A 15,529-nucleotide genomic window follows, 5' to 3' on the forward strand; every position below is an offset into this window, starting at 1 on the left:
CCTGTCGCCGCCAGTCAGCGGGACGCCCGGACCATCGCCACGAAGTACGCGTGCACCCGCGCGTCGCCGGTCAGCTCCGGGTGGAACGAGGTGGCCAGCAGGTTGCCCTGCCGCACCGCCACGATCCGGCCGGCCGCCGGGCCCTCGGTCACCGTGCCGAGCACCTCGACGCCGTCGCCGACCCGCTCGACCCACGGCGCCCGGATGAACACCGCGTGGAACGGCCCGCCCTCGACGCCGGTGATCCCCACCGACGCCTCGAACGAGTCGACCTGCCGGCCGAACGCGTTGCGCCGCACGGTCATCTCGATGCCGGCGAAGCCGCGCTGGTCGGGGCGGCCGTCGAGGACGTCGCTGGCCAGCATGATCATGCCGGCGCAGGAGCCGTAGACCGGCATGCCGTCGGCGATGCGCTTGTCGATCGGCTCGCGCAGCTCGAAGATGTCGGCGAGCTTGCTGATCGTGGTGGACTCGCCACCGGGGATGACCAGCCCGTCCACCGCGTCCAGCTCCTGCGCACGGCGTACCGGGCGGGCGTCCGCGCCGGCCGCCGCCAGCGCGGCGACGTGCTCGCGGACGTCCCCCTGGAGGGCGAGCACACCGATCACGGGTGCGTCGCTCATGTCACCGTTCCTCTCGTCGACCTGCCGCGGTGGCCCCTCCACCAACCGAGGCGTGCGGAGGGGCGCTTCCTCACCAGCCGCGCTCGGCCAAGCGGTGCGGCTGCGGGATCTCGTCGACGTTGATGCCGACCATCGCCTCGCCCAGGCCCCGGGAGACCTTGGCCAGCACGTCCGGGTCGTCGTGGAAGGTGGTGGCCTTGACGATCGCGGCGGCCCGCTGCGCGGGGTTGCCGGACTTGAAGATGCCGGAGCCGACGAAGACACCCTCGGCGCCGAGCTGCATCATCATCGCGGCGTCGGCCGGGGTGGCGATCCCACCGGCGGTGAAGAGCACCACCGGCAGCTTGCCGCTCTCGGCGACCTCCTTGACCAGCTCGTACGGCGCCTGGAGCTCCTTGGCGGCCACGAACAGCTCGTCGGTCGGCAGCGAGCTCAGCCGGCGGATCTCCTGGCGGATCTTGCGCATGTGGGTCGTGGCGTTGGAGACGTCACCGGTGCCGGCCTCGCCCTTGGAGCGGATCATGGCCGCGCCCTCGGTGATCCGGCGCAGGGCCTCGCCGAGGTTGGTCGCCCCGCAGACGAAGGGCACGGTGAAGGCCCACTTGTCGATGTGGTTCGCGAAGTCGGCCGGGGTCAGCACCTCGGACTCGTCGACGTAGTCGACGCCGAGCGACTGGAGAATCTGGGCCTCCACGAAGTGACCGATCCGGGCCTTGGCCATGACCGGGATGGAGACGGCGTTGATGATGCCGTCGATCATGTCGGGGTCGCTCATCCGGGACACCCCGCCCTGGGCACGGATGTCGGCGGGCACCCGCTCGAGCGCCATCACCGCGACGGCGCCGGCGTCCTCGGCGATCTTGGCCTGCTCGGCGTTGACCACGTCCATGATCACGCCGCCCTTGAGCATCTCGGCCATGCCGCGCTTGACGCGGGCGGTGCCGGTGACGGGGCTGGCGCTAGCGTTCTGGGCACTGGTTTCGGGCACGGGTCATCGCTCCTCGAACGTGCTCGGGGGGTGGCTGCGGAAATGCTACGACGGCTCCAACGCCGATCCGACAGCCAATCAGACCCACGGTGGCCTGCACTGTGGCAGCCATCACCGGCCCCGCGTGCTTCCTCCCCGCGCGCCCCGGTGCTCCCGGAATGCGGAGTCCGTCCCTCCCCCGCCCGCGCTGCTCCCCGCCGCGAAGCCCGTCCCACGTGCGCGCCCCGTCCGGTGATCAGGACGCCACGGACCCCTCAGCGGCCGGATGACGTCCATGGGGTCCTGATCACGACGTCGGGGCTGCGACGCCCGCGCGGCACGGGGACGCGGGGGTCAGGTGGCGGGGACGTCAGCCGGGACGGCGAGGGTGGGATCGTCGATGTCGAAGTAGGTCGGCCAGGGGCGGCGGCGCCCCATCCGCAACAGGCGCACCAGCGGGCGGCCCCGCGCCGCGCGGGCGTCGCGGACCAGGTCGGTGTGCACCTGGCGGGCCAGCGCGAGCCGCCGGCTGGCGCCGATCACCGCCTCGCAGTCCGGATCCGCCGGGTCCAGCTCCACCGCCCGCAGCTGGCGGGTGAGGTCGTTCTCGGCGGCCTCCCGCTCGTCCGGCTCGGCGTCCAGCGCGATCCGCGCCGCCGCGTACAGCTCGACGCCGTAGCGGCGCTCGGCCAGGACCGCGGCGGCCGCCGCCCGGCGCAGCAGGTGGGCCTCCAGGGCGCGGGCCGCCAGCTCCGCCCGGGCGTGCAGCCGCCCGACCCGCCCGGCGGTCCAGACGAGGTACGCCACGACCAGCCCGACGACCAGGGCCGCGAGCACCACCCACCACATGCGCGACATCGTCTAGTCCAGCCCCACCCATTCGGTGTCCATGACCCGCCCGTCGGTGGCCTCGATCGCCGCCGCGTACACCTCCAGCACCCGCCGGGCGACCACGGGCCAGTCGAAGGTTGCCACCACCTGGTCACCGCAGGCGGTCAGCGCGGCCCGGGCGCCGGGATCGTCGAGCAGGTCGGCGAGGGCGGTACGCAGCGCGGCCGGGTCCCCGGTCGGGAACAGCCGGCCGGCCCGGCCGCCGTCGAGCACGCGGCGGAACGCGTCGAGGTCGCTGGCGACGACGGTCGTGCCCGCCGCGAGCGCCTCGGTGAGGATCATGCCGAAGGACTCGCCGCCGGTGTTCGGCGCCACGTAGAGGTGCACGCTGCGCAACATCCGCGCCTTGTCCTCCTCGGAGACCAGCCCGAGGAAGGTCACCCGGTCGCGCAGGTCGGCCGGGAACCGCCCGAACAGGTCGTCCGCGTCGCCGGGCCCGGCGACCAGCAGCCGCAGGCCGGGCCGCTGCCGGGCCAGCTCCACGAAGGCGTCCCGCAGGATCGGGAAGCCCTTGCGGGCCTCGGTGAACCGGCCGAGGAACCCGATCGCGCCGTCGCGGCCCGGCGGGCACTCCCCCGGCCAGCCCGGCAGGGGCAGCGCGTGACTGAACTTCGCGACGGCCACCCCGTTCGGGATCTCCACCGCCCCGCCGTCCATGTGCTCGACCTGCACCTTGCGCGCCAAAGCGCTGACGGCGATCCGGGCGGTGATCCGCTCCAGCACGATCTGGAGCACGCCCTGCGCGGCGGCCAGCGCCCGCGACCGGGTCATCGCGGTGTGGAAGGTGGCCACCACCGGGCCACGGGCGGAGAGCACCGCCAGCAGCGACAGGCTCAGGGTCAGCGGCTCGTGCACGTGCAGCACGTCGAACTCGCCCCGGATGATCCAGCGCCGCACCCGCGCCGTGGAGACCGGGCCGAAGGCGATCCGGGCCACCGAGCCGTTGTACGGCAGGGGCAGGGCCCGTCCCGCCGGCACCACGTACGGCGGGAGTGGGGAGTCCTCGTCGGCCGGGGCGAGCACGCTCACCTCGTGCCCGAGCCCGATCAGCGCCTCGGCGAGGTCCATGACGTGGTTCTGCACCCCACCGGGCACGTCGAAGGAGTACGGACACACGATGCCGATGCGCACGTGCAAACGCCTCCCTTACGCCTGTCCGGCGGCCGGGGAGGGCAGGGCCGCGTCGCCGCCCGTGCCGTGCTGGTCCAGCCACATCCGCTGCAACATGTGCCAGTCTTCCGGATGCCGGGCGACGCCCGCCGCCAGACCGTCGGCGATCCGCTGGGTCAGCGACCGGACCCGCTGGTCGAGCGGGCCCTCCTCCGGGCCGGGCAGCGGCAGCGGTCCCTCGATCGAGGCGCACGCCGCGTCCGGTTCGTACCACATCGAGGCGACGTAGAGCGGCGCTCCGGTGCGCAGCGCGAGCAGGGCCGGGCCGGGGGGCATCCGGGTGCGGTGGCCGAAGAACTCGACCTCCACGCCCCGCGCGGAGAGATCGCGGTCGGCCAGCAGGGGCACCACCGTGCCGGCCCGGACCCGGTCGACCAGCACGTCGAAGGCGTTCCGCTCGCCGCCGTGGGTGGGCAGGATCTCCATGCCCAGGCTCCGGCGGAAGGCGAGGAAGCGCTGGTAGACGCCCTCGGGCCGGAGCCGCTCCGCGACCGTGGTGATCGGCCAGCCGGTCGCCGCGACCCAGGCGCCGGCGGCGTCCCAGTTGCCGGCGTGCGGCAGCGCCACCACCGCGCCCCGGCCGGCCGCCACGTCGGCGGCGAGCTTCTCCTCGCCGTCGAGCCGGAAGCCGGCCAGGATCTCCGTCCGGCTGAGCGCGGGCAGCCGGAACGCCTCCATCCAGTACCGGGCGTACGAGCGCAGGCCGCGGCGGACCAGCTCGTCGAGCTCGGCCTCCGGCAGGTCGGGGCCGACCACCCGGCGCAGGTTCGCGCGCAGTCGGGTCGTACCTCCACCGCCGCGACGGTGGGCGCGGTCGGCGCCCGCCCGGAACGCCGCCGCCGCGACGGACCGGGGCAGCGCGCGGATCACGCGCCACCCGGCCACGTAGCCGAGCTCGGTGAGGTTCACCGGCGCCGGCCCCCCGCCCGCGGCAGACCCGCGGGTGTCGCGCTCACCCCTGCCCGCCCGGGGTGTGCACCCGCTGGGCCTGGCGGTAGACGTGCGCCATCCGCTGGCCCACGGTGAAGATCGACACGGCGGCGAGCAGCCAGAGCGCGATCTCCAGCGCGGGCTTGACGTTGAAGCCGGTGAGCAGCCCGCCGACGCCGACGATGAGCAGCCGCTCGGTGCGCTCGGCGATGCCCACGTTGCAGGTCATCCCGAGGCCCTCGGCGCGGGCCTTGACGTAGGAGACCAGCCCACCGGCGGCCAGGCAGAGCAGCGCGGCGGCGACGCCGGAGTACTGGTGCTGCGTGGCCAGCCAGTACGCCACCGCGCCGAAGACGGCGCTGTCGGCGACCCGGTCCATGCTCGAATCGAGGAACGCCCCGAACTTCGTGGCGCCCCCGCTCATCCGGGCCATCGTCCCGTCGAGCAGGTCGGTGAGCGCGAAGAAGGTGACTATCAGGGCCCCGGCGACCAGATGACCGCGGGCACCGAAGCCGAGCGCACCGACGAGCACCCCGAGGGTGCCCGCCACGGTGACCGCGTTGGGAGTTACGCCCGCTCGGAGCAGGCGGCGTGCGACCGGCTCGACGACGCGGGTCATCCCCGCGCGGGCCGACACTTGGAAGATCTTCGCCATGGCCGTCCCACGATAACGGTCCGCGTAGCAGCAGCGGTACGGCCGGTCAGGCGACCCGCGGGGACGGAGCCTTGTGCCGACCCCGGATCGGGTGTGAGATCGGGGCAGGGAAGTGAGCCAGCTCACCCGCCCGCCCGTTGATTACCCGCAATCCGGCACCGCACCGGAGGATGTCGCCGCGGAACCCGACCGGGCCGCTTCCCCGTCGCGCGCGGCGGTCGTCACCAACCACGGCTGAGGGAGGTGCGCCCCATGGCGCAGAAGAGTCAGGAGAAGGGGGCCGCCGGCGGCGCGCCGGCGGTGACCGAGCCCGGCAGGATCCGCAACGTGGTGCTCGTCGGGCACTCCGGAGCGGGCAAGACGACGCTGGTCGAGGCGCTGCTCGCGGCGAGCGGCACGATCGGCCGGGCCGGCGACGTCGCCGACGGCACGACCGTCTGCGACCACGACCCGGCAGCCGTACGCCAGCAGCGCTCGGTGAACCTGGCCTGCGCCCCGCTGCTGCACGACGGGATCAAGGTCAACCTGCTCGACACCCCCGGCTACGCCGACTTCGTCGGCGAGTTGCGGGCGGGGCTGCGGGCCGCCGACGCGGCGCTGTTCGTGGTCTCCGCCGTCGACGGGATGGACGCCGCCACCGCCGCCCTCTGGGAGGAGTGCGCGGCGGTCGACATGCCCCGGGCGGTCGCCGTGGCCCGGCTGGACCACCCGCGCGCCGACTTCGACGAGGCCGTGGCGCTGTGCCAGCGGGTCTTCGGCGACAACGTGCTCCCGCTCTACCTGCCGATGCTCGGCGACGACGGGATCTCCACCGTCGGCCTGCTCGGCCTGATCACCCGCCGGGTCTTCGACTACACCGCCGGCCTGCCGGCCGAGGTGCGCGAGCCGGACCCGGAGCACCTGCCCGCCATCGTCGAGTCCCGCAACGAGCTGATCGAGGGGATCATCGCCGAGAGCGAGGACGAGTCCCTCATGGACCGCTACCTCTCCGGCGAGGAGATCGGCACCGACGTGCTCGTCGACGACCTGGAGAAGGCGGTCGCCCGCGGCCACTTCTACCCGGTGGTGCCGGTCTGCGCCGAGACCGGCGTGGGGCTGGACGCGCTGCTGGAGGTGCTCACCGCCGGCTTCCCCTCGCCGCTGGAGCACGAGCTGCCGGCGGTCGCCGGGGTGGACGGCTCCCCACGGCCACCGCTGACCTGCGACCCGGACGGCCCGCTGGTCGCCGAGGTGGTCAAGACGACCGTCGACCGGCACGTCGGCCGGGTCTCCCTGGTCCGGGTCTTCTCCGGCACCCTGCGCCCCGAGCAGACCGTGCACGTCTCCGGGCACGGGATGGCCGAGCGCGGCCACCCCGACCACGACGCCGACGAGCGGGTCGGCCACATCTACACGCCGCTGGGCGCGAGCCTGCGCGAGGTGGGCGTCTGCGTGGCCGGCGACATCTGCGCGATCACCAAGTCGGGCAGCGCGGAGACCGGCGACACCGTCTCCGCCAAGGACGACCCGCTGCTGATCGCCCCCTGGGAGATGCCCGAGCCGCTGCTGCCGGTGGCCGTCGCGGCCCGCAGCCGCGCCGACGAGGACGCCCTCGCGCGCAACCTGGCCCGCCTGATCGCCGGCGACCCGACCATGCGGCTGGAGCGCAACCCGGAGACCCACCAACTGGTGCTCTGGTGCATGGGCGAGGCGCACGCCGACGTGGTGCTGGAGCGCCTGCGCGCCGGCGGGGTGGAGCTGGACACCGAGCCCGTCCGGGTCGCGCTGCGCGAGACGCTCACCGTCCCGGCGAGGGGGCACGGCCGGCACGTCAAGCAGTCCGGCGGCCACGGCCAGTACGCCGTCTGCGACATCGAGGTCGAGCCGCTGCCGCCCGGCGCCGGATTCGAGTTCGTCGACCGGGTGGTCGGCGGGGCGGTGCCGCACAACTACGTCCCCTCCGTCGAGAAGGGCGTACGCGCCCAGATGGAGCGCGGCCTGGTCGCCGGCCACCCGGTGGTGGACCTGCGGGTGACCCTCGTCGACGGCAAGGCGCACAGCGTCGACTCCTCCGACGCGGCCTTCCAGACCGCCGGGGCGCTGGCGCTGCGCGACGCCGCCGAGAAGGGCCAGCCGGCGCTGCTGGAGCCGGTCGACGAGGTGGTGGTCCGGGTGCCCGACTCCTCCGTGGGCGCGGTGCTGGGCGACCTGTCCGGCCGGCGGGGCCGGGTCCTCGGCACCGAGGCCGACCCCGAGGCCGAGGGGCGCACCGTGGTCCGCGCCGAGGTACCCGCCACGGAGCTGCTCCGCTACGCGGTCGAGCTGCGCTCCATGACGTCGGGCACCGGCACGTTCCGCCGCCACTTCGTCCGCTACGACCCGATGCCCACCCACCTGGCCGACCAGCTCCGCAAGGAACACCCCACCCACCCCTAGCCCTCTCCCCCACCACCCCGCTCCTACCGCCCCGCGAGGCTGCGACCCGCCGGATCGCGAGGTCGCCGGCCCCGCGGTCGCCGCCCGCGCGGTCGATCATGCAGTTGTGGTCCCCGCGAAAGGTGCGATCCCGGACACGGCGCCCACCACGACTGCATGATCGACCCCTCCGGGACGGGCAGGCCGGGAGGGGTGCTCCGGGGGTTGGTCAGGGGCGGGCGGTGGGGAGCATCGGGCTCGGCCAGTAGGGGCGGTCGGCGTCGCGCAGGGCGGCCGACCGCAGCGCGGCCAACTGGCGCTCCACCTCGGCGAACTGGTCGGCGGGCAGCGGGCCCCGGTGCAGGGCGCCGGCGTTCTCCTCCACCTGGGCCACGGTGCGGCAGCCGGGAATCGGGACCGTACGGTCGCTGCGCGCCCAGAGCCACCCGAGCGCGCCCTGGGCGAGGGTACGCCCGTCGGCGGTCAACGCCGCCCGTACGGCGGTGACGCGGCGCAGCCACTCCGGCGCCGGCCGGCCGCCCCGGAACCACTCCAACCAACCGGGGGCGACCCCGCGTACGTCGTCGCGCGGCAGCGTGGAGCCGGCCGTGTACTTGCCGGAGAGCAGCCCCATCCCCAGCGGTCCCCGGTTGACGCTGGCCAGGTCGTGCTTGTCGCAGACGGCGAGCAGCTCGGGGGCGTCCCGGAGCACCGACAGCGTGTGCTGCACGGCGGTGGCGTGCCGGGCGTCCCGCCCGAACGCGGCGGCCCGGTCGGGGCGGTCGGTGCTCCAGCCGTACGCCCGGATCAGCCCCTCGGCGACCAGGTCCTCCAGGGTGCCCACGAGCGCCTCGGCGCGCGGCACCGGCAGGTCCGCCAGGTGCAGCTGGTAGAGGTCGATCCGGTCGGTGCCCAGCCGGCGCAGCGAGTGTGCGACGGCCTGCCGCAGGTACGCCGGGGAGGGGTCCTCGCCGGTGGCCTGGCGGGTGGCCTCGTCGAAGGTGTAGCCCCACTTGGTGGCGATCACGGCCTCGTCGCGCCGGCCGGCGAGCGCCCGGCCGAGCACCCGCTCCCCGTGCCCGGCCCCGTAGGTGTCGGCGGTGTCGAAGAGCGTCACCCCGAGGTCGAGCGCGTGCCGGATCGCGCGGACCGACTCGTCGTCGTCGACGGCGCCCCAGCCCAGCGGCTGGCTGCCCTCGGCCCAGGGGCCGCCGATCGCCCAGCACCCCATGCCGAGGGCGCTGACCTCGATGCCGCTGCGGCCCAACGTCCGCGTCGTCACTGCCATCGCCAGATCGTGCCACCTCGCGCCCGACCTGGGGCAGAAAGTTCACCGACGACACGACCACGCGCAGCCGCCGACCGCCCCGGACGCGGGGAAGGGCCTGGCAGACGCAGCCGCCCGGAAAGGGCCCGCGCGGACGAGCCGAACGGCCGCCGGGAAGGACGGGCGGATCGGTCAGGTCGGCCAGGCCCGGGTGAACAGGTCGCGGGTGTCGGTGAGCAGTTGCGGCAGGACCTTCGTCTGCCCGATCACGGGCATGAAGTTGGCGTCCCCGCCCCAGCGGGGCACCACGTGCTGGTGCAGGTGCGCGGCGATCCCCGCGCCGGCCACGCCGCCCTGGTTCATGCCCAGGTTGAACCCGTGCGCGTTGCTCACCTTGCGTACGACCCGCATGGCGGTCTGGGTGAACGCCGCAAGCTCGGTGGTCTCGGCCAGGTCCAGCTCGGTGTAGTCGGCCACGTGCCGGTAGGGGCAGACCAGCAGGTGCCCGGGGTTGTAGGGATAGAGGTTGAGCACCGCGAACACGTGCTCGCCCCGGGCCACCACCAGGCTCTCCTCCGGCGCCAGCCCAGGGGCCCGGCAGAACGGGCAGCCGGCGGGCCGCTCGTAGCCGCCCTCGGGCCGGTCCTCCCCGGAGATGTAGGTCATCCGGTGCGGAGTCCAGAGCCGCTCCAGGCCGTCGGCCATGCCGCTGTCCATGTGCCGTTCCACCCCAGTCACGCCACCGATCCTACGTTCCCGGCGGCGGGCGCCCCGGACGCCGTACGCCGGTCCGCGCCCGACCCCGACGGCCCCCGGGGCCCGGGTCGCGTTCAGGGGGACGGATAGGGGGTGAAAGTTCTTGACGAACTGATGAACATGAATGAAGATTCCATCCACATACATCACCCCCCGTCGATGGGAGCCCATCGTGAGAACCGCATTCCGCCGCTTTGGCCGGGCGCTTGCCGCTTGCGCGCTCGCCGCCTCCACCGCCCTCGTGGGCGTGGTTGCGACCAGCAGCCCCGCGCAGGCGGACGGCTGTTACACATGGGGACGCGTCCTCTCCCAGGGCGCCACCGGCGAGGATGTCCGGCAGCTGCAGATCCGGCTCGCCGGCTACCCCGGATACAACGCCCAACTCGCCCTCGACGGCTCGTTCGGCCCGGCCACCCGGTCCGCGGTGATCCGCTTCCAGCAGGCGTACGGCCTGGCCGCGGACGGCATCGCCGGGCCGGCGACCCAGAACCAGCTCTACGCCCTGCAGGACAACGACTGCACCCCGGTCAACTTCACCTACGCCGAGCTGAACCGGTGCAACAGCACCTGGTCCGGCGGCGCGGTCTCCGCGAGCACCGCCCGCTTCAACGCGCTGGTGTCGATGTGGAAGCTCCAGGCCATGCGGAAGGCCCTCGGCAGCGTGTCGATCAACATCAGCAGCGGCTTCCGCAGCTACTCGTGCAACAGCGCGGTCGGCGGCGCCTCCAACAGCCGGCACCTCTACGGCGACGGCGTCGACCTGGTCGGGTCGCCCTCGTTCTGCCGGCTGGCCCAGCAGGCCCGCTACCACGGCTTCGGCAACATCCTCGGCCCCGGCTACCCGGGTCACAACGACCACACCCACGTCGGTGCGGTCGGTGGCTGGTCCGCGCCGAGCTGCGGGATCTGACGACCTGACGACCTGACGACGAAGGCCCCCTCGGTGCGGGGGGCCTTCGGTGCGTGGCGGGTCAGGCGGCGGACGGGCCGACGTTGGTCCGGGAGCCGACCACGTCGAGCACGTGGGCCACGGCGTCGGCGACCGGCACGCCGTTGCGCTGCGAGCCGTCCCGGTAGCGGAACGAGACGGTGCCGGCGGCCACGTCGTCGTCGCCGGCGATCACCATGAACGGGATCTTCTGCTGCTGGGCGGTGCGGATCTTCTTCTGCATCCGGTCGTCGCCCGCGTCGACCTGGGCGCGGACGCCCTCGGCGCGCAGCGCGGCGACGAAGCCGTGCAGGTAGTCGGTGTGGTCCTCGCGGATCGGGATGCCGACCACCTGCACCGGCGCCAGCCACGCCGGGAACGCGCCCGCGTAGTGCTCGGTGAGCACCCCGAAGAAGCGCTCGATCGAGCCGAAGAGCGCCCGGTGGATCATCACCGGCCGCTGCCGGGTGCCGTCGGCGGCCTGGAACTCCAGCCCGAAGCGCTCCGGCAGGTTGAAGTCGACCTGGATGGTGGACATCTGCCAGGTCCGGCCGATGGCGTCCTTGGCCTGCACCGAGATCTTCGGGCCGTAGAAGGCCGCGCCACCGGGGTCGGGCACGAGGTCCAGCCCGGACTCCTCGGCGGCGGAGCGCAGGGCCTCGGTGGCCCGCTCCCAGTTCTCGTCGGTGCCGACCGACTTCTCCGGGTTGCGGGTGGACAGCTCCAGGTAGAAGTCGTCCAGGCCGTAGTCGCGCAGCAGATCCAGCACGAACGACAGCAGCGACTTGAGTTCGCCCGCCATCTGCTCCTGCGTGCAGTAGATGTGCGCGTCGTCCTGGGTCATGCCGCGTACCCGGGTCAGGCCGTGCACCACGCCGGACTTCTCGAACCGGTAGACCGACCCGAACTCGAACAGCCGCAGCGGCAGCTCGCGGTAGGACCGCCCCCGGGACCGGAAGATCAGGTTGTGGAAGGGGCAGTTCATCGGCTTGAGGTAGTAGTTCGCCCCCTCCATCTCCATGGGCGGGTACATGCCGTCGGCGTACCACTGGAGGTGCCCGGAGGTCTCGAAGAGCTGCGCCTTGGTGATGTGTGGGGTGTTGACGAACTCGTAGCCCGCCTCCTCGTGCCGGCGGCGCGAGTAGTTCTCCAGCTCCCGGCGGATGATGCCGCCCTTGGGGTGGAAGACCGCCAGGCCGGAGCCGATCTCGTCGGGGAAGCTGAACAGGTCCAGGTCCGCGCCGAGCTTGCGGTGGTCGCGCCGCGCGGCCTCCTCCAGCAGCTTCAGGTACGCCTTCAGCTCGTCCCGGGTCGGCCAGGCGGTGCCGTAGACCCGCTGGAGCTGCGGGTTCTTCTCCGACCCCCGCCAGTACGCGGCGGCCGAGCGCATCAGCTTGAACGCACCGATCAGCCGGGTGTTCGGCAGGTGCGGGCCCCGGCACAGGTCCGACCAGCAGACCTTGTCCTCGTTGGCGGCGAGGTTGTCGTAGATGGTCAGCTCGCCGCCGCCCACCTCCATCACCTCGGAGGTGTCCAGCCCCTCGCCCTTGACGTCGATGAGCTCCAGCTTGAACGGCTCGGCGGCCAGCTCGGCCTTCGCCTCGTCGAGACTGCCGAAGCGCCGGCGGCGGAACCGCTGGCCGGACTTGACGATCTCCTGCATCCGCTTCTCGAGCTTGCCGAGGTCGTCCGGCTGGAACGGCTTGTCGACGGCGAAGTCGTAGTAGAAGCCGTTCTCGATGGGCGGGCCGATGCCGAGCTTGGCCTCCGGGAAGACGTCCTGCACGGCCTGGGCGAGCACGTGCGCGCAGGAGTGCCGCAGCACGTTGAGCCCGTCCGGCGAGTCGAGGCTGACCGGCTCGACCTCGGTGTCGGCCTGCGGGGCCCAGTCCAGGTCGCGCAGCTGGCCCTGCGGGTCGCGGACCACCACGATCGCCTTCGGGCCGGACGCGGGCAGACCGGCCGCGGCCACCGCGTCGGCCGCCGTGGTCCCGGCGGCGACGACGACGGGGTCGGCCACGGCGGGGGTACGGGGTGCGGACACGGTGACTCCTCCAGCAGACGGCACGGATGACGCCGAACGTTCGGCTCCTGCGATGCTATCGGTCGCCCCCGCCGGCACGGTCGCCGACGCCACCGCCCCCGGGTCCGTGCCCGGGGCGCCGCCCCGCCGGCGCCCCGGGAGTGGCCGACCGCGTCGGCGGTTTGGCCGGCGTCGTGAGCCTCGCGTTGAACCTTTCCGTCCCCGCATCCGAACTACCCGGTGTGGCCGGAACCGGTGCCGGCCCCGTGGAGACGGATGGGACCGACGATGGCGACGATGCACGGTGCGCGCCCCCGGCGCCGGGCCGCGACGGTGGCGGCGATGCGCGGTGTGCGGCCCCGGCGCCGGGCCGTGACGATGGCCGTCCTGGTGGCGGCCGGGGTGCTGACCTGGCCCGCCCCGGCGTACGCGACAGACGTGACGACCAGCCCGACGCAGGCGCGGCAGGGCGGTTCCGTGAAGCTGGAGTTCGTGGTGCCCGACGAGCTGCCAGGCGCCCGCGCAGACCGGATCGAGGTCCGGCTGCCGGCCGACGCCCCGATCGCCGAGGTCTATCCGATGTCGGTGCCCGGCTGGGCGCCCCGGATCACCTCCCGCCGGCTCGACCAGCCGGTCGCCGGCATCCACTCGTCCCGGATCGACGAGGTCGTCAGCGCGGTGACCTGGATCCGGATGCCCGGCACGGCCCCCGGCCCGGCCCGGCTCACCCTGTCCATGGGGCCGCTGCCGCAGGCCGACCGGCTCACCTTCGAGGTGGTGCGCACGTACGCCGACGGGACGGTGGTGCGCTGGGCCGGGCCGACCGGGGCCCGCCGGGCGCCGGCGCTCACCCTGCTGCCTCCGGCCCCCGGCGGCGCGGCGGCCGGGCACGGCGGGCACGGCGCCGACCCGGCAGCCGGGGCCGCGGGTGCGCCCCCCGCCGGGGCCGGCAACGTCCCGGCTGCGGGGGCCCGGGCGGCCGGCGTGCCGGCGGGCGGCGACGCCCCGGCCGGCGGGAACGCGGACGGGATGCTGGCCGCCGGGCTGCTCGCCGGCCTCGGCGGGGGCGCGGCGATCGGCTGGCTGGTCAGCCGCTGGCGCCGCCGCGAGCCGGCCGAGCCGGTCGACCTGTCGGTGCTGCGGGAGGACCCGACACCCCCGACCGACGGCGGGGTGGGGGCGCCGGGCGGACCGGTCGCCGCCCGCTGAGCGCGGCGCGCGGGGTCAGCCGGCCCAGTCCGGCAGGGGCTCGCGGGCGGCCAGCCACTCGGTCGGCACCCCGCCCGGGGTCCCGACGCCGGTGTGCGCGGCCACCACCGCCCCGACGATCGCGGCGGTGGTGTCGACGTCCCCGCCGGCCTCGACGCAGGCGCGCACCGCCGCCGGGTAGTCGTCCAGGTGCACGGCGGCCACCCAGCAGGTGAAGGCGACGGTGTCCTGGGCGGTGACCCGGGAGCCGTTGCCGAGCACGTCGGCGGCCTCGGCCACCGACCGGTCGAGCAGGCCGGCGGCCCGGCGCACGCCCCGGTGCACCTCGGTGGCCGGGTCCAGCGCGGCGGTGACGCCGGCCAGCAGCCGGTCCGGGGCGGGCCGGTGGCCGTCGAGGCGGGCGCGGGCGGCCAGCGACGCGGCCACCGCCACCGCGACCGCGCCGGCGACGCCCTCCGGGTGCGCGTGGGTCACCTCGGCCGACGCCCGGGCCTGCGTCGCCGCCCGCGCGGTGGAGTCGGCGTACCACGCGCCCAGCGGGCCGACCCGCATCGCCGCGCCGTTGCCGCAGGAGCCCTGGCCGTCGAAGGCCGAGGCGGCCGCGACCGGCCACGGCGTGCCGGTGCGGATCAGCCGCAGGATGGTCACCGCGCCCGGCCCGTACCCCCGGTAGGGCTCGCAGCGCTCGGCGAAGGCCGCGGCGAGCGCGTCCCGGTCGATCCGGCCGGTCCCGGCGAGGGCGGCGACCACCGAGCAGGCCATCTCCGTGTCGTCGGTCCACTGCCACGGCGGTGGGGGCAGCTTCCCGGCGGCCAGGTCGCCCGGGTGCCGGCCGGGGACGAAGAACTGTGAGCCGAGCGCGTCGCCGACCGACAGGCCGGCGAGGGAGTCCCGGGCCAGCGCGAGGCGGGTGTCGGGAAAGAGCGTGAAGGACATCGTTGTACCAGCTTGCCCTGTTGCCGCGTGCGCCGCAACGCGCTCGACTTGCCACCGCGAGTACGGTCTTGCTGTGGCCACCGTGCTCCTGGTCGAAGACGATCACGTCGTACGCGGCGCGATGCTGCGATCCCTCGCCGACCGGGGGCACGCCGTGCACGCCGTCGGCACGGCGCTGGACGCGCTGCGCCGGGTGGCGGCCGAGACCCCCGACCTCGTGGTGCTCGACCTCGGGCTGCCCGACCTCGACGGCTCGGACGCGCTGCGGATGCTGCGCGGCATCACCGACGTGCCGATCATCATCGCCACCGCCCGCGACGACGAGCAGTCCGTGGTCCGGCTGCTGCGCGCCGGGGCCGACGACTACATGGTCAAGCCGTTCACCGGCGCGCACCTCGACGCGCGGATCACCACCGTGCTGCGCCGGGCCGGGCGGGCCAGCCGGACGGTGCAGCCGGCCGTGCACAGCGTCAGCGGGCTGCGGGTGGACGTCGGCGAGCGCAGCGCCCACCTCGACGGCGAGCCGCTGGCGCTGACCCGCAAGGAATTCGACCTGCTGGCCTATCTCGCCGCACGACCGGGCCGGGTAGTGTCCCGCCGGGAACTTCTGGAGGAGGTATGGCGGCAGCCATCGGTCGGCGAGGACCAGACCATCGACGTTCACCTGTACTGGCTGCGCCGCAAAATGGGCGAGTCCGCGGCGAAGCCGCGCTACCTGCGCACCGTGCGGGGGGTCGGCTTCCGGCTGGTGGCGCCGGACTGAGGCCGTCGCTGGCCCTG

At 74.4% G+C, this 15,529-nt stretch carries 14 protein-coding genes; 4 read left to right on the top strand and 10 right to left on the bottom strand.

Annotated features, from left to right (window positions below):
- Positions 1 to 14 precede the first annotated feature (14 nt).
- The 6 genes from pdxT to pgsA form a co-directional block, all read right to left on the bottom strand.
- Entirely contained in the window at positions 15 to 623 is a 609-nt protein-coding gene (gene pdxT / locus DER29_RS00750) for a pyridoxal 5'-phosphate synthase glutaminase subunit PdxT (protein WP_121395388.1), read from the bottom strand.
- A gap of 70 nt (positions 624 to 693) precedes the next feature.
- Positions 694 to 1,611, bottom strand: a complete 918-nt coding sequence (pdxS, locus tag DER29_RS00755) for a pyridoxal 5'-phosphate synthase lyase subunit PdxS (RefSeq protein WP_121395389.1) — start codon at positions 1,609 to 1,611, stop codon at positions 694 to 696.
- 333 nt (positions 1,612 to 1,944) lie between these two features.
- Complete coding sequence (locus tag DER29_RS00760) at positions 1,945 to 2,439, bottom strand: hypothetical protein (RefSeq protein WP_121395391.1); 495 nt, start codon at positions 2,437 to 2,439, stop codon at positions 1,945 to 1,947.
- Positions 2,440 to 2,451: 12 nt separating this feature from the next.
- Positions 2,452 to 3,612, bottom strand: a complete 1,161-nt coding sequence (locus tag DER29_RS00765) for a glycosyltransferase family 4 protein (protein ID WP_121395392.1) — start codon at positions 3,610 to 3,612, stop codon at positions 2,452 to 2,454.
- A 15-nt stretch (positions 3,613 to 3,627) separates the two neighbouring features.
- Positions 3,628 to 4,560: a phosphatidylinositol mannoside acyltransferase gene (locus DER29_RS00770; protein WP_121395394.1), complete on the bottom strand. Its 933-nt coding sequence runs from the start codon at positions 4,558 to 4,560 to the stop codon at positions 3,628 to 3,630.
- Positions 4,561 to 4,603: 43 nt separating this feature from the next.
- A complete protein-coding gene (pgsA, locus tag DER29_RS00775) occupies positions 4,604 to 5,236 on the bottom strand; it encodes a phosphatidylinositol phosphate synthase (protein WP_121395396.1) in 633 nt (210 codons plus the stop codon).
- A 252-nt stretch (positions 5,237 to 5,488) separates the two neighbouring features.
- On the opposite strand from pgsA, the gene DER29_RS00780 reads away from it, so the two are divergent.
- Positions 5,489 to 7,651 (top strand): elongation factor G-like protein EF-G2, encoded by a 2,163-nt coding sequence (locus DER29_RS00780; protein WP_121395398.1) that lies wholly within the window; start codon positions 5,489 to 5,491, stop codon positions 7,649 to 7,651.
- 208 nt (positions 7,652 to 7,859) lie between these two features.
- Here the strand turns inward: DER29_RS00780 and DER29_RS00785 are convergent, their stop codons facing one another.
- Together DER29_RS00785 and DER29_RS00790 are read right to left on the bottom strand one after the other, a co-directional pair.
- Entirely contained in the window at positions 7,860 to 8,918 is a 1,059-nt protein-coding gene (locus DER29_RS00785; RefSeq protein WP_121395400.1) for an aldo/keto reductase, read from the bottom strand.
- Positions 8,919 to 9,089: 171 nt separating this feature from the next.
- Entirely contained in the window at positions 9,090 to 9,602 is a 513-nt protein-coding gene (locus DER29_RS00790) for an HIT domain-containing protein (RefSeq protein ID WP_199729380.1), read from the bottom strand.
- Between the two features lie 223 nt (positions 9,603 to 9,825).
- On the opposite strand from DER29_RS00790, the gene DER29_RS00795 reads away from it, so the two are divergent.
- Positions 9,826 to 10,563 (top strand): D-Ala-D-Ala carboxypeptidase family metallohydrolase, encoded by a 738-nt coding sequence (locus DER29_RS00795; protein ID WP_233599599.1) that lies wholly within the window; start codon positions 9,826 to 9,828, stop codon positions 10,561 to 10,563.
- Positions 10,564 to 10,624: 61 nt separating this feature from the next.
- On the opposite strand, the gene thrS is transcribed toward DER29_RS00795, so the two are convergent.
- Entirely contained in the window at positions 10,625 to 12,625 is a 2,001-nt protein-coding gene (gene thrS, locus DER29_RS00800) for a threonine--tRNA ligase (protein ID WP_121395405.1), read from the bottom strand.
- A 267-nt stretch (positions 12,626 to 12,892) separates the two neighbouring features.
- On the opposite strand from thrS, the gene DER29_RS00805 reads away from it, so the two are divergent.
- Positions 12,893 to 13,813, top strand: coding sequence for a YcnI family protein (locus tag DER29_RS00805; RefSeq protein ID WP_233599600.1), 921 nt, complete (start codon positions 12,893 to 12,895; stop codon positions 13,811 to 13,813).
- Positions 13,814 to 13,828: 15 nt separating this feature from the next.
- Here DER29_RS00805 and DER29_RS00810 read toward each other — a convergent pair whose 3' ends face one another.
- Positions 13,829 to 14,749, bottom strand: a complete 921-nt coding sequence (locus tag DER29_RS00810; protein WP_121395407.1) for an ADP-ribosylglycohydrolase family protein — start codon at positions 14,747 to 14,749, stop codon at positions 13,829 to 13,831.
- A 73-nt stretch (positions 14,750 to 14,822) separates the two neighbouring features.
- Between DER29_RS00810 and DER29_RS00815 the strand changes: the two genes are divergently transcribed.
- Positions 14,823 to 15,512 (top strand): response regulator transcription factor, encoded by a 690-nt coding sequence (locus DER29_RS00815; protein ID WP_121395409.1) that lies wholly within the window; start codon positions 14,823 to 14,825, stop codon positions 15,510 to 15,512.
- Positions 15,513 to 15,529 lie beyond the last annotated feature (17 nt).

The sequence above is a fragment of the Micromonospora sp. M71_S20 genome (assembly GCF_003664255.1).
Classification (GTDB): Bacteria; Actinomycetota; Actinomycetes; order Mycobacteriales; family Micromonosporaceae; genus Micromonospora.

Coding starts and splice junctions, on each gene's coding strand:
- pdxT (WP_121395388.1), bottom strand. CDS start 623: ATGAGCGACGCACCCGTGATCGGTGTGCTCGCCCTCCAGGGGGACGTC.
- DER29_RS00760 (WP_121395391.1), bottom strand. CDS start 2,439: ATGTGGTGGGTGGTGCTCGCGGCCCTGGTCGTCGGGCTGGTCGTGGCG.
- pgsA (WP_121395396.1), bottom strand. CDS start 5,236: ATGGCGAAGATCTTCCAAGTGTCGGCCCGCGCGGGGATGACCCGCGTC.
- DER29_RS00780 (WP_121395398.1), top strand. CDS start 5,489: ATGGCGCAGAAGAGTCAGGAGAAGGGGGCCGCCGGCGGCGCGCCGGCG.
- DER29_RS00785 (WP_121395400.1), bottom strand. CDS start 8,918: ATGGCAGTGACGACGCGGACGTTGGGCCGCAGCGGCATCGAGGTCAGC.
- DER29_RS00790 (WP_199729380.1), bottom strand. CDS start 9,602: ATGGCCGACGGCCTGGAGCGGCTCTGGACTCCGCACCGGATGACCTAC.
- DER29_RS00805 (WP_233599600.1), top strand. CDS start 12,893: ATGGCGACGATGCACGGTGCGCGCCCCCGGCGCCGGGCCGCGACGGTG.
- DER29_RS00810 (WP_121395407.1), bottom strand. CDS start 14,749: ATGTCCTTCACGCTCTTTCCCGACACCCGCCTCGCGCTGGCCCGGGAC.